The sequence below is a fragment of the Asticcacaulis tiandongensis genome (assembly GCF_006475605.1).
Classification (GTDB): Bacteria; Pseudomonadota; Alphaproteobacteria; order Caulobacterales; family Caulobacteraceae; genus Asticcacaulis; species Asticcacaulis tiandongensis.
In genome coordinates this window covers 248,737-261,773 of sequence record NZ_SSBC01000010.1, presented here as the reverse complement: position 1 = coordinate 261,773, position 13,037 = coordinate 248,737, and the positions used below count along the sequence as shown (strand labels likewise).

12 protein-coding genes are annotated in these 13,037 nt (G+C 57.3%); 8 read left to right on the top strand and 4 right to left on the bottom strand.

Annotation, left to right across the window (positions count from 1 at the left end):
• Window positions 1-154: 154 nt before the first annotated feature.
• Both gatA and gatC read right to left on the bottom strand, forming a co-directional pair.
• Window positions 155-1,639, bottom strand: a complete 1,485-nt coding sequence (gatA, locus tag E5201_RS05220; RefSeq protein ID WP_140984948.1) for an Asp-tRNA(Asn)/Glu-tRNA(Gln) amidotransferase subunit GatA — start codon at window positions 1,637-1,639, stop codon at window positions 155-157.
• Entirely contained in the window at window positions 1,639-1,926 is a 288-nt protein-coding gene (gene gatC, locus E5201_RS05215) for an Asp-tRNA(Asn)/Glu-tRNA(Gln) amidotransferase subunit GatC (RefSeq protein WP_140984947.1), read from the bottom strand. The genes gatA and gatC overlap by 1 nt, the downstream gene beginning before the upstream one ends.
• A 100-nt stretch (window positions 1,927-2,026) precedes the next feature.
• On the opposite strand from gatC, the gene ruvX reads away from it, so the two are divergent.
• From ruvX to dprA, 7 genes are all read left to right on the top strand, one after another.
• Window positions 2,027-2,497, top strand: coding sequence for a Holliday junction resolvase RuvX (gene ruvX, locus E5201_RS05210; RefSeq protein ID WP_140984946.1), 471 nt, complete (start codon window positions 2,027-2,029; stop codon window positions 2,495-2,497).
• Window positions 2,497-3,441 carry an AEC family transporter gene (locus E5201_RS05205; protein WP_140984945.1) on the top strand — a complete coding sequence of 315 codons (945 nt, stop codon included), beginning with the start codon at window positions 2,497-2,499 and terminating at the stop codon, window positions 3,439-3,441. The genes ruvX and E5201_RS05205 overlap by 1 nt, the downstream gene beginning before the upstream one ends.
• A 53-nt stretch (window positions 3,442-3,494) precedes the next feature.
• Window positions 3,495-4,547, top strand: a complete 1,053-nt coding sequence (locus tag E5201_RS05200) for an NAD(P)-dependent alcohol dehydrogenase (RefSeq protein ID WP_140984944.1) — start codon at window positions 3,495-3,497, stop codon at window positions 4,545-4,547.
• A gap of 79 nt (window positions 4,548-4,626) precedes the next feature.
• A complete protein-coding gene (locus E5201_RS05195; RefSeq protein WP_140984943.1) occupies window positions 4,627-5,616 on the top strand; it encodes an aspartate carbamoyltransferase catalytic subunit in 990 nt (329 codons plus the stop codon).
• A gap of 5 nt (window positions 5,617-5,621) precedes the next feature.
• The gene (gene pyrC, locus E5201_RS05190; RefSeq protein ID WP_140984942.1) at window positions 5,622-6,923 is read left to right on the top strand and encodes a dihydroorotase; all 1,302 of its coding nucleotides are present in this window, start codon (window positions 5,622-5,624) and stop codon (window positions 6,921-6,923) included.
• A gap of 17 nt (window positions 6,924-6,940) precedes the next feature.
• Window positions 6,941-7,579 (top strand): glycerol-3-phosphate 1-O-acyltransferase PlsY, encoded by a 639-nt coding sequence (gene plsY, locus E5201_RS05185; RefSeq protein WP_140984941.1) that lies wholly within the window; start codon window positions 6,941-6,943, stop codon window positions 7,577-7,579.
• 5 nt (window positions 7,580-7,584) lie between these two features.
• On the top strand, window positions 7,585-8,748 hold the full coding sequence (gene dprA, locus E5201_RS05180) for a DNA-processing protein DprA (protein WP_140984940.1): 1,164 nt from the start codon (window positions 7,585-7,587) through the stop codon (window positions 8,746-8,748).
• A gap of 93 nt (window positions 8,749-8,841) precedes the next feature.
• On the opposite strand, the gene E5201_RS14765 is transcribed toward dprA, so the two are convergent.
• Window positions 8,842-9,015 (bottom strand): hypothetical protein, encoded by a 174-nt coding sequence (locus E5201_RS14765; RefSeq protein WP_181404547.1) that lies wholly within the window; start codon window positions 9,013-9,015, stop codon window positions 8,842-8,844.
• A gap of 228 nt (window positions 9,016-9,243) precedes the next feature.
• Here E5201_RS14765 and topA point away from each other — a divergent pair, with 228 nt between their 5' ends.
• Window positions 9,244-11,859, top strand: coding sequence for a type I DNA topoisomerase (gene topA, locus E5201_RS05175; RefSeq protein ID WP_140984939.1), 2,616 nt, complete (start codon window positions 9,244-9,246; stop codon window positions 11,857-11,859).
• A 45-nt stretch (window positions 11,860-11,904) separates the two neighbouring features.
• Here topA and E5201_RS05170 read toward each other — a convergent pair whose 3' ends face one another.
• Window positions 11,905-12,954: a COX15/CtaA family protein gene (locus E5201_RS05170; RefSeq protein WP_140984938.1), complete on the bottom strand. Its 1,050-nt coding sequence runs from the start codon at window positions 12,952-12,954 to the stop codon at window positions 11,905-11,907.
• Window positions 12,955-13,037: the final 83 nt, after the last annotated feature.

Genomic DNA, 13,037 nt, shown 5'->3' with positions numbered 1-13,037 from the left:
TGATCACAGCCCCTCCTCCCTATCGTGTAACGATGGGGAGGTGGCGGCGAAGCCGTCGGAGGGGTACTTTCTTTGGGTTGCCCCTAAGAAACCCTCTCGTCACCTTGCTCACATCCCCCCTTCCGCACAGCACGAGGGAGAAATCACAAACAACCTACCACCACTTCGACGGTTTTTGCGTGAAACCTGCCGCCTGTTCCAGCACAGAAGCGATGGACAGGACGGTACCTTCGTCCAGCGCCTTACCAATGACCTGAAGGCCAAGCGGCAAACCTTTGGAATCAAGCCCCGCAGGTACTGACATGCCCGGCAATCCAGCCAGATTGGTTGTAACCGTGAACACATCGTTCAGATACATCTGTACCGGATCGGCCGCCTTGGCCGTATCCCCCAGTGCGAAGGCCGATGACGGTGTCGCAGGCGTCAGAATGACATCGCAAGCGTTGAAAGCATTGGTGAAATCTTCGGCAATGCGGCGACGCACCTTAAGGGCCTTGACGTAATAGGCATCATAGAAACCCGCCGACAGCACATAGGTGCCGATCATGATGCGGCGCTTCACTTCCTTGCCGAAGCCTTCCGAGCGCGACAGCTCATAGGTATCGGTCAGGCCCGTAACGTCTTCGGCACGATGACCGAAACGCATGCCGTCATAACGGGCAAGGTTCGACGAGGCCTCAGCGGGGGCCACAATATAATAGGTCGGCAGGGCATATTTGGTGTGCGGCAGCGAGATTTTGACGATCTCGGCACCGGCATCCTGAAGCCATTTGATCCCCTGCTCCCACAGGGCATCGATTTCCGCCGGAATACCATCCAGACGATATTCGTCAGGAATACCAATGCGCAGGCCCTTGACGGATTTACCAACAAACGAGGCAAAGTCCGGCAGTTCAATGTTCAGGCTGGTGGAATCCTTAGGATCGTGGCTGCACATGGATTGCAGCAGGATCGCGGAATCCTCAACCGTCTTGGTGATCGGCCCCGCCTGATCGAGCGAGGACGCAAACGCCACCATGCCGAAGCGTGAGGCACGGCCGTAGGTTGGCTTGATGCCCACCGTGCCGGTAAAGGCCGCCGGTTGACGGATTGACCCACCGGTATCCGAAGCGGTCGCCGCCAGACAGAAATCAGCGGCTACCGCTGCTGCAGACCCGCCCGAAGAGCCACCGGGGGTCAGTTCAGCATCCGAACCACTGGCCTTCCACGGATTGACCACCGCCCCCCAGTAAGAGGTTTCGTTCGATGAGCCCATGGCGAACTCGTCCATGTTGAGCTTGCCCAACATAACTGCGCCCTGATCCCACAGGTTCTGCGTGACGGTTGATTCGTAAGGCGGGATGAAGTTGCCGAGGATTTTGGAACAGGCGGTCGTGCGCACACCCTTGGTGGCATAGAGATCCTTGATGCCCAAAGGTGCGCCTTCAAGCGCGCGGGCCTCACCCGAAGCGATACGCTTATCAGAGTCTGCCGCCTGTTCACGCGCCTTGTCAAAGGTCGTCAGCACATAGGCATTGATCTTGGGGTTGCCCGCTTCGATCGCGCCAATAAAGGCTTCGGTCAGTTCGCCCGAGGAAAATTGCTTGCTTTTCAGGCCATCAACAGCGGCCTTAAGCGTCAGTTTGGTCAGATCGGACATTACTCAACCACCTTAGGCACAACAAAGAAGCCATCTACGGTTTTGGGCGCATTGGAGACGACATCAGCGACCTTATTGCCATCGGAAACCACGTCATTACGCAGAGGGGCCGCGACCTCAACTGCCGAGGTCATGGGCTGAGCGTCGGACACATCGACCTCATTGAGCTGTTCAATCCAGCCGAGAATACCGTTCAGTTCCCCCGCAAGGCTTTCCAGCCGCTCATCCGCTTCGCGCAGACGCGACAGGCTGGCTACTTTCTTCACCGTCGCCACATCAATGGCCATGAGATAAGGCTCCTTAAAATCTATGGTTCTCGGTTAGCTTTTGACAGCCGCTTTGACAAGGGGTAAGCCCCAAAAACCCTTTTCTCTTTTGATCTGTATCATGGCCGTTGTCGATATCACCGAACTGAAATCCGCCCTCACCCCGCGCACGGGTTTGCTGGGGCTTGATCTGGGAGAAAAGACCATCGGCGTTGCCGTGTCCGACATTTCCCTGATAATTGCCACGCCGCTGGAACTGATTAAAAAGACCAAGTTCACCCATGAGGCCGAGCGCCTGTTTGCCCTGATGGCGAAGCGCGAAGCCTCGGGCCTGCTGATCGGTCTGCCGGTCAATATGGACGGCACCGAAGGCCCGCGCTGTCAGTCGGTAAGGGCCTTTGCCCGCAACATTCTGCGCCTGCGCGATGTGCCGATTGCCTTCTGGGACGAACGCTGGTCCTCAAGCGTCATGAACCGCTTTCTGATCGAAGAAGCCGACCTGACCCGCGCCAAACGGGCCGAGGTCATCGACCGCTCGGCAGCGGCCTATATCTTACAGGGCGCACTGGATCGGATGCGCAGCTACGACTGATGGGCTTCTGGAGCACGCTCACCGGCATAGCCCCCGTCTTCATGCTAATTGCGCTGGGCTATATCCTCAAAAAATCAGGCTTCCTGCCGCTCAATGTCTGGGGGCCAATTGAGAAATTTGCCGTCTATGTCCTCTATCCGGGCTTTCTGGTTCCCGCCATCTGGCACGCCAACCTGAGCGGGGCATCCGCCGGAGCGGTCGGCCTGTCGGTTCTGGGGGCCGCGCTGATTTCAGCGCTTCTGGCCATCAGCCTGCGCCCCGTCCTCAAGGTCACCGGCCCGACCTATACGAGCGTGTTTCAGGGCCTGATCCGTTTCAACACCTTTGTTTTCATCCCTGTGGCTACCACGCTTTTTGGCGAAGGCGTCATGAACATGGCGGCGGTAGGCTTAAGCGTTCTTATCCCAACCACTAACTTCATCGCCATTGTGGTTCTGGCGAAATGGGGGGAGCCGGTGGGGGGCAAAACTCATGACGGCAGCCTCATAAGCCTTTTATGGGTGGTGATCAGAAATCCGATCTTTGCCGCCTGTATGCTGGGGCTGGCGCTCAATTTCCTGAAAGTACCGCCCACTCCGGTCTTTGACGCCTTTCTGCAAAGCCTTGGCGAAGCGGCCATCCCTACCGGCCTGATACTGGCGGGCGCGGGCCTGAGCTTCGCCTATGTCGCCGCAAGACCCTGGCTGGTCAGCGCCGTATCGGTCTATAAGATACTGATCATGCCCTTGATCGCATGGGGGCTTTGTTATCTGCTGGGAGGCGATCAACTGGCGCAGGGCGTTGCCATGATGATCGGTGCCGCGCCGTCCGCCGCAGCCGCCTATGTTCTGGCGCGGCATATGGGCGGGGATGCCACCTTTATGGCGGGCGTCGTCGCCATCACCACCACCGCCTCGGCTGTCACCATGCCGCTTTTACTGTGGGTATTTTATCTGGTATCCTAGGGCGCAGGCTATATCACCCCATATTAAGGGCGAACCACCTCACGGAGCAAGCCATGTCCCTCGCCAAAGCCTATGCCGCCCACGCCCCCAAAGAACCACTTAAGCCCTTCACCTTTGAACGTCGTGAACCTAATGACGATGATGTCGTCATCGACATCCTGTTTAGCGGCATCTGCCACTCTGATATCCATCAGGCGCGCGAAGAATGGGGCGAAGCCATCTTCCCAATGGTCCCCGGACATGAAATCGTCGGTCGCGTCGCAAAGGTCGGCGCCAAGGTCACGAAATTCAAGGAAGGAGACACCGTTGGCGTCGGCTGCTTCGTCGATTCCTGCATCCATTGCCAGACCCGCGACGTCGACAAGGAACAGTATAATTTCCCGGAACTTGTTCTGACCTACAACAGCCTTGACCGCGATGGTCAGCCAACGCAGGGCGGCTATTCGGATCATATTGTCGTCAAGGAAGGCTATGTCCTCTCGGTGCCGGATAACCTGCCTCTGGATGCCGCCGCCCCCCTTCTCTGCGCAGGGATCACCCTCTATTCGCCGCTCAAGCATTGGCAAGCCGGACCGGGTAAAAAGGTCGCCATTATCGGCCTTGGGGGTTTGGGCCATATGGGCGTCAAGATCGCCCATGCGCTAGGGGCTGAAGTTACCGTGCTCAGTCGCGGCACAGCCAAACAGGCGGATGCCTCACGTCTCGGGGCCGATCATTATCACGACACCACCGACGCGCAAACCTTCAAAACTCTGGCCAGCACTTTCGACCTGATCATCAACACCGTCGCCGCCCCTATCGATTGGGGCGCTTATCTGGGCCTCCTCAAAGTAGACGGCACCATGGTTCTGGTGGGGATTCCTGACGCGCCTGTGCCGCTGCATGCCTTCCCGCTGATCCTTGGCCGTCGCAGCCTTGCCGGCTCCAATATCGGCTCGATCAAGGAAACGCAGGAGATGCTCGATTTCTGCGGTAAGCACAACATCGTCTCGGATATTGAACTGATCAATATTCAGGACATCAACGAAGCCTATGAGCGGGTCATCAAATCCGACGTCCGCTATCGGTTCGTGATTGATATGGCGTCACTGAAAAACGAAGCCTGAGCCGCATAAGCTATGGGCCGCTGATTTTCGGATCGCGGCCTATTCCCTTTGGCTAATGTGTCGGTTATAGCAAGCTTTTATGACCACACGCGCCCTCACCGACCCGCAAGCCTTACGCGACCTTATTGAATCGCGTCTGTTCGCTTTTCCCAAACGTCATTTTCTCGCCTCTCAGGATCTTGATCCGCCTGACATTCTGGCGCTGCTTGATCTGGCCGACGCCTTTGTCGATCTGAACCGTCAGACGACCAAGAAACTCGATATCCTCAAGGGGCGCACACAGGTCAATCTGTTCTTTGAGAACTCGACGCGTACCATGTCGTCGTTTGAACTGGCGGGGAAGCGTCTGGGGGCCGATACGGTCAATATGAACCCGCGCACATCCTCCGTGGCCAAAGGCGAAACCCTAATCGACACAGCGGTAACGCTGAATGCCATGAAGCCCGACCTGCTGGTGGTACGTCACTCAGCGTCCGGTGCCGCAGAACTTCTGGCGCAGAAGGTCGGCTGCAGCGTGGTCAATGCCGGTGACGGTCAGCACCAGCACCCGACTCAGGCGCTTCTGGACATGCTGTCGATCCGCCGCGCCTTTGGCCATGTCGATAGCCTGACGGTGGCCATCTGCGGCGATGTCGGCCATAGTCGTGTTGCGCGCTCGAACGTCATATTGCTGAATGCCATGGGGGCCAATGTGCGCCTAGTCGGCCCGCCGACACTGATCCCGTCAGATGCCGATCAGTGGGGCGTTGAGGTCTATCACGACATGCGCGAAGGCATTGCCGGTGTCGATGTGGTGATGATGCTGCGTCTTCAGCTTGAGCGCATGGACGGGGCCTTTATCCCTTCGGCACGCGAATATTTCCGCTTCTATGGGCTTGATCGTGAAAAGCTAAGTGTGGCTTCGCCAAATGTGCGGGTTATGCACCCCGGCCCGATGAATCGTGGCGTCGAAATTGATTCAGAAATCGCCGACGATCTGAGTGTGTCACTCATTCAGGATCAGGTCGAGATGGGCGTCGCTGCCCGTATGGCCGTTCTGGCATCCCTTGCTGCACGTCTGGAGGCCTGAAGATCATGCTCAAACAAACCCAACCTATCGCGCTGGTCAATGCCCGCCTGATCGACCCCGAAAGCAACTATGACGGCCCCGGAAGCCTGATTGTGGCGGATGGCGTCATTACTCAGGTCATCCATTCCGCGCACCTGCCGTCAGGCTCCTCGGACCTTAAGGTCATTGACTGTGACGGCCATGTGCTGGCCCCCGGCCTGATCGACCTGCGCGTCAAGACCGGCGAACCCGGTGCCGAACCTAAGGAAACCCTCAAATCTGCCAGCCTTGCCGCCGCCGCCGGTGGTGTGACCTCAATGGTCGTGCAGCCCGACACCGATCCGGTGATCGATGAACCGGCGATGGTTGATTTCATCCTGCGCCGCGCGCGTGATATCGAACTGGTGCACGTCTATCCCGCAGGCGCTGCCACCAAAGGCCACAACGGTAAGAAAATGGCCGAGATCGGCCTGATGCACGATGCCGGTGCCGTCTATTTTACCGATGTCGAACACCCCATCGTCAATTCAAAGACCTTGCAGCGTGTATTGTCCTACGCCAACGGATTCAACGCCCTTGTGGCTCACCGCCCCAAGGAGCCATGGTTGTCCGAAGGCGCTGTCGCGACCTCGGGCGAAATGGCCTCACGCATGGGACTGAGCGGCGTTTCAGCACTGGCGGAACGTATCGCCCTTGAGCGTGATCTGGCGCTGGTGGAACTAACCGGCGCAAGATTGCTCGTCGATCAGATCACCACGCATGAGAGCGTTTCGGCCATTAAACGCGCTCGCGCCCGTGGCCTTGAGGTCTTTGCCTCGGCCTCAATCAACCATCTGGTGTTCAATGAATATGACATCGGGGATTATCGCACCTTCTACCGTCTTGATCCGCCCCTGCGTTCGGAAAATGACCGTCTGGCGCTTACCGATGCTCTGGCTGACGGCGTAATAGATGTCGTGGTGTCCAACCATTCGCCCGCCCCAGCCGAAGACAAGCGCCTGCCGTTCTCCGAAGCCACCGCCGGTGCCATCGGCCTGCAAACCCTGCTGCCTGCGCTGATCGGCCTGCACCATGACCGGAACATTCCGCTGATCGATCTGCTGCGCACCGTGACGTCCAATCCGGCGAATCTCATTGGCCTTGCGGCTGGACGGTTGAGCGTCGGGGCACCGGCTGATCTGGTGCTGGTGGATATCGATGCGCCGTTTTCGTTGCGCGAAAAAGACATCCTGTCAAAATCGAAAAACTCCCCCTTTGAAAACCGCACATTGCAAGGCAAGGTGGAACTGACACTGGTGGATGGCCGAATCGTCTACCAAAATAACTGATATCAGGAACGCCTTTTATGACCGATCTGCCCGCATGGTCGATCTTTGCCCTGTCCGCATTTGGTGGCTATTTTCTGGGCTCCATCCCGTTTGGTGTCCTGACCACCCGCATGGCAGGCATCAATATCCGCGACATCGGTTCGGGTAATATTGGCGCGACCAATGTCTTAAGAACCGGACGTAAGGATCTGGCGCTGATCACCTTTTTAGGTGACACAGGCAAGGGGGCCGCCGCTGTCGGTCTGGCCTGGTTCCTGTTACTAGGTCTTGATCAGCCCACACGTCAGGCAGGAATGGCGCTGGCCGGTGGCGGAGCATTTCTCGGCCATCTGTACCCCGTCTGGCTTAAATTCAAAGGCGGCAAAGGGGTTGCGACCTTCATCGGCACCCTGTTTGCCGCGGCCTGGCCGCTGGGGCTGATTGCGTCTGTGACATGGCTTTTGACGGCCTTTATCTTCCGCATCAGTTCCTTAAGTGCGCTTGTGGCTGCCGCCCTGATTGCGCCGCTGGGCCTTTTGTTTGATCAGCCCTATCCGTTTCTCGTCATGGCCATATTCATGTCGGTACTGATCTATCGTCGTCATAATGAAAATATCCGCCGACTGCTTAAGGGCGAAGAACCTAAGATCGGCCAAAAGAAAAAAGCAGAGAGCTGACGCCCATGAGCCTGTTTGATGAGGATTTCCCACAGACAGGCTTTCCCGCCTGTACAACGGACGCAGAACGCTTTGCCCGCCTGCAATTGTCGCGCACACCGCGTATTGGCCCCGTTCATTTCCAGCAGCTTATTCGTCGTTTCGGTAGCGCCCTTAAGGTCATTGAGGCCCTGCCCTCCATTGCCAGACGCGCGGGCGGTGCCATTCAACCCGCCAAACCCGAACAGGTCGAAGCCGAAATCGCCCGCGGTGAAGCCTCAGGCGCACGGCTTGTGGTTCTCGGCGATACGGCCTACCCGAAACTTCTGGCGCAGATTTCCGCCGCCCCGCCGGTCTTATGGATATTGGGCGAACACACCGCTTTCCCTGCGCGGGCTGTGGCCATTGTCGGCGCACGTAATGCCTCTGCCGCCGGTCAGAAAATCGCCCATCAACTGGCGGCCCAACTGGGCGAAGCCGGTTATCTCATTGTCTCAGGCCTTGCGCGTGGCATAGACACACAAGCTCATCAGGCCAGTCTGAAAACCGGCACGGTTGCCGTTCTGGGCGGTGGCATTGATGATATCTACCCACCGGAAAACACCGATCTTTATCATTCGGTCAGAGCCTATGGCGCCCTCGTGTCCGAAAGTCCCATGGGCTATCGGGCACGTGCCGGTGATTTTCCCCGCCGTAATCGCCTGATCAGCGGCCTGTCACTCGGCGTCATTGTCGTCGAAGCGGAACTACGCTCCGGTTCACTGATTACCGCCCGTCTGGCCGGCGAACAGGGGCGCAATGTGTTTGCCGTCCCCGGCTCCCCGCTTGATCCGCGCTGTCGCGGCACCAATGGCCTGTTGCGCGAAGGGGCCACTCTGTGTGAAACGGCCTCAGATGTGCTTGAGACGCTTGAGGCCCAGAGTGGCTTTGATGAGCCACTGCACAATTATCGCCTGTCACAGAACTGGGCGGCAGACACCCTGAATCATGCCAGCAATGAGACGCTTGAAACCACTATCGACAGTCTGCGCGACCGGCTTTTCCACCTGATCAGCCTGACCCCCACCTCACGTGACGAACTTCTTCGTCTGGCTCAGGCGCCGGCCCATGCAGGCTTTGCCGCCCTTGGGGAACTGGAAATTGCCGGTGTCATTACACATACCGGCAACGGCCACTATGTACGCGTCTAGAGCGTTTTCCCATCAAGTGGACTCACTTGATGGAAAGAGCGACCACTAAAAAACTAGAGCAAAATTAGCGATCCAATAGGATCGAAATTTACTCTAGTTATCGCTCTGCGGCTGCGAGGCAAATTTGGCTGCCTGCTTTAATTGCTGAGAGAGGTCCTGATTTCCAGCCACCGCCGCCAGTTCTGCCAGTTGCGTTGCCATGTCGGATATATAATCATGTACCAGTTTCGGCTCAGAAGGCACCGCCGTATTATCCTTAGTCGCCATACTCACCTCCAGCGTGCAACCCTTAATAAAGAAACCAGATATCAACTTAAAGACGAATTACAAATAAATCAATCTTAAATTGCAAAACTCTTGCAGTGGGCGAGTTGACAGAATTTAGTGCCCGCGCCATGACTGATCCCATATAGCCATGCGCCTGTCTGGCGATTTTACCGCTGATATGTCTTAAAACCGATTGAACTTCTTTTATTCGCCCCTATTAGTGATTTCATGAACCTCGTCATCGTCGAAAGCCCGGCCAAGGCCAAAACCATCAACAAATATCTGGGTAAGGACTTTACGGTTCTGGCCTCTTACGGCCACGTACGTGACCTGCCGTCCAAGGACGGGTCCGTAAAGCCTGACGATGACTTTGCCATGATCTGGGAGGCCGACCCAAAGGCCACCAAGCGTCTCAATGAGATTGCCGACGCGGCTAAGAAATCCGACCGCATTATTCTGGCGACCGACCCCGACCGCGAAGGGGAAGCGATTTCCTGGCACGTCCTTGAGGTGCTTAACAAAAAAAAGGTTCTAAAAGAAAAGTCGGTTGAGCGCGTTACCTTTAACGCCATTACCCAATCAGCGGTTCAGGAAGCCATGGCCGCCCCGCGCCAGATCGATATGGAACTGGTCGAGGCCTATCTGGCACGTCGGGCGCTTGACTATCTGGTGGGCTTTACCCTGTCGCCGGTTCTGTGGCGCAAGCTCCCCGGGGCGCGTTCGGCAGGCCGTGTTCAGTCGGTGGCGCTGAAAATCATCGTTGACCGCGAAATCGAGATCGAGAAGTTCAAATCCGAAGAATACTGGACCGTGGACGCCGAGGTATCGGCCAATTCCCCGCCCTTTACGGCGCGTCTGGTCACTCTTAACGGCAAAAAGCTCTCTAAGTTCGACCTGAACACCGCCGACCTGGCCGAAGGCGCACGCAAGGCCATTGCCCTGTCGAAATTCGCCGTTGAATCGGTTGAGCAAAAACCCGGCAAGCGCACCCCGCCCCCGCCCTTTACGACCTCGACCCTGCAACAGGAAGCGTCACGTAAGCTCGGTTTCAACGCCTCCCGCACCATGCAGACGGCCCAGAAACTGTACGAAGGCGTCGATATCGGCGGTGAAACGACCGGCCTGATTACCTATATGCGTACGGATGGCGTCTATATCGAGCCTGCGGCGATCAATGAAACGCGTAAGGTCATCGGTGATCGCTTCGGTGCTGCCTATGTGCCGTCCGAGCCACGTCTCTACAAGATCAAGGCCAAGAATGCGCAGGAAGCCCACGAGGCCATCCGCCCGACGTCTCTGCATCGTCGCCCGGAAACCTTAAGGCTTGAGGGCGATCAGGCACGGCTTTATGAGTTGATCTGGAAGCGCACCATGGCCTCGCAGATGGAGGCCGCCCGCGTTGAACGCACGGTCATCGAACTCCTGAATCAGGACAAGCAGACAGGCCTCCGGGCCACCGGTCAGGTCATTACCTTCGACGGTTATCTGGCGCTGTACGAAGAAGGCAAGGACGACGAAACCGACGAGGATGGCGGCCGTCTGCCGCAGCTTCGCAACGGGACTCTGGTCGATGTCCATGACATCAAACCGGTCCAGCATTTCACAGAGCCCCCCCCGCGTTATTCCGAAGCCTCACTCGTTAAGCGCATGGAAGAGCTGGGTATCGGGCGACCTTCGACCTATGCCTCGACCCTGACGGTTCTGCGTGACCGCGACTATGTGCGCATGGATAAGAACCGCTTCATCCCTGAGGACAAGGGACGGCTGGTAACCGCCTTCCTCGATGAGTTCTTCAATCGCTACGTTCAGTATGATTTCACGGCCAGCCTTGAAGAAAAGCTGGATCTGGTATCAGCGGGGGAACTCAACTGGAAGGCCCTGCTGCGTGAATTCTGGCAGGAGTTCCACGCCAAGACCGGTGAGATTGCCGAATTCCGTGTCTCCGAAGTGCTCGACAAACTGAACGAGGCTCTCGGGCCACATATCTTCCCCGACAAGGGTGACGGATCCAATCCGCGCGCCTGCCCATCCTGTTCCAATGGCCTCCTGAGCCTCAAGACCAGCCGTTTCGGGGCCTTTGTCGGTTGCTCCAACTATCCGGAATGCAAATTCACGCGCCCCGTGGGCAATCCCGAAAACGCTTCAGATGATGCCGCCGCGTCCGGCGACCGCGAATTGGGCACCGATCCTGAAACCGGTAAGGTCGTGGCTCTGAAAATCGGGCGCTTTGGCCCCTATGTGCAACTGGGCGAAGCCGAATCTAAAGACGATAAGCCCAAGCGCGCCTCACTCCCCAAGGCATGGCCCGCACCTTCTATCGATCTTGAACGCGGCCTGAAACTGCTGGCCCTGCCGCGTGAGGTGGGCCTGCATCCCGAAGACGGTAAGCCGATCACCGCGGCCAATGGACGGTTCGGGCCGTTCATCGCCCATGACGGCACCTATGCCAACCTGCAAAGCTTTGAGGATATCTTCGAAGTCGGCATTAACCGCGCCGTGGTTCTGCTGGCCGAAAAGCGCGCCAACCCCAAAGGCAAGGCGACCTCGGTGGCCCCGCTAAAGGAACTGGGCGACCACCCCGAAAGCGGTGACAAGATTCAGGTCATGGCCGGACGCTATGGTCCCTATGTCAAATGCGGCAAGGTCAATGCCACCATCCCCAAGGACACCAAACCTGAGGACGTGACGCTGGAACAGGCCCTCGCCCTGATCGAAGCCAAGGGCGGCGTGAAGAAAACGGCTGCGAAAAAGGCTCCGGCGAAGAAGACAACCGCCAAGAAGCCAGCGGCTAAAAAGGCCCCCGCTAAGAAGGCACCTGCTAAAAAGGCCAAGACGGAAGAATAAGGTTATGGGGCCATTGGCCCCAAACCCCATAATCTTACAGTCTCCTTAAAACGATCTCTGCCTGAACACACGCTCGGCACGGGCAATGTGCCAGGCCAGCAGTGTGGCGATGATCAGGACGATTACCGCCCCCATCTGATGCGCCAACCCGGTATGGATATGTACATTGGTCACAAGGGCGGCGACCCCAAGGGCCGCCTGCACCCAGCACAGAACCGCCAGTCCCGCCGCCAGCCCCTTGATACGGCCATCAAGGCTTTTACGCGCCACCATAATGGCAAAAATGGTCACAAATACCAGAAGCCCATAGGCCGTCAGGCGGTGCAGGAACTGCACCATACCCTGATCGTGGAACAGAACCAGCCAAAGCCCCTTGGAATAATCGACATAGGGCGCGAACCGGCCATTCATCAGTGGCCAGTCATTATAGACAAGCCCCGCATCGTTACCGGCCACTAACGCGCCAAGCAGGGCCTGAAAAAACACCAGCCCTAGCAACGCATAAGCGGGCACCTGCCATTTCGCTGACGCGCCGCGCCCACGCGACTGCCCCGCCCACGCCTCAAGCGCCGTCCAGATACACAACACCAGCAGCACAAGCGCCAGCCCCAGATGGGTCATCAGACGCTCAGGCGCCACATCCACACGCGCCGACAAGCCGGAATAGACCATCCACCAGCCAACCGCACCCTGAAGGCCAATCAGCAGCATAATGGCCCCACAACGCCAGATCAGGCGTTTCGGAACTTCTTTTACAAACAGGAAGACCGCAAACGGAATAATGATCGCCAGACCGATGACACGACCTAATATCCGGTGCGCCCATTCCCACCAGTAAATGCCCTTAAACTCATCTAAAGTCATATTGGCATTTATCTGATTATATTGAGGAATCTGCTGATACTTGGCAAATTCTTCTGTCCATTGCGCAACCCCCATCGGCGGGATAACGCCATGAATGGGCTTCCATTCGGTGATCGACAGACCCGATCCGGTCAGACGCGTCGCGCCGCCCACAAGTACAATCAGCACAATGAGCGCCGCTACCACATAAAGCCATGACGCTACGATCGGGGATTTCAAGGGCAGTCTCACGGATATTACGCCTCACAAAATATTGTCGTCGCCTTTACACGGCCTGTTCTATTTGTACCGGATTGGCTCTATAAGCAATTAAA

Bases quoted from the DNA above. Each gene is read 5' to 3' on its own strand.
- gatA (WP_140984948.1), bottom strand. From the start codon at position 1,639: ATGTCCGATCTGACCAAACTGACGCTTAAGGCCGCTGTTGATGGCCTG.
- gatC (WP_140984947.1), bottom strand. From the start codon at position 1,926: ATGGCCATTGATGTGGCGACGGTGAAGAAAGTAGCCAGCCTGTCGCGT.
- ruvX (WP_140984946.1), top strand. From the start codon at position 2,027: ATGGCCGTTGTCGATATCACCGAACTGAAATCCGCCCTCACCCCGCGC.
- E5201_RS05205 (WP_140984945.1), top strand. From the start codon at position 2,497: ATGGGCTTCTGGAGCACGCTCACCGGCATAGCCCCCGTCTTCATGCTA.
- E5201_RS05200 (WP_140984944.1), top strand. From the start codon at position 3,495: ATGTCCCTCGCCAAAGCCTATGCCGCCCACGCCCCCAAAGAACCACTT.
- E5201_RS05195 (WP_140984943.1), top strand. From the start codon at position 4,627: ATGACCACACGCGCCCTCACCGACCCGCAAGCCTTACGCGACCTTATT.
- pyrC (WP_140984942.1), top strand. From the start codon at position 5,622: ATGCTCAAACAAACCCAACCTATCGCGCTGGTCAATGCCCGCCTGATC.
- plsY (WP_140984941.1), top strand. From the start codon at position 6,941: ATGACCGATCTGCCCGCATGGTCGATCTTTGCCCTGTCCGCATTTGGT.
- dprA (WP_140984940.1), top strand. From the start codon at position 7,585: ATGAGCCTGTTTGATGAGGATTTCCCACAGACAGGCTTTCCCGCCTGT.
- E5201_RS14765 (WP_181404547.1), bottom strand. From the start codon at position 9,015: ATGGCGACTAAGGATAATACGGCGGTGCCTTCTGAGCCGAAACTGGTA.
- topA (WP_140984939.1), top strand. From the start codon at position 9,244: ATGAACCTCGTCATCGTCGAAAGCCCGGCCAAGGCCAAAACCATCAAC.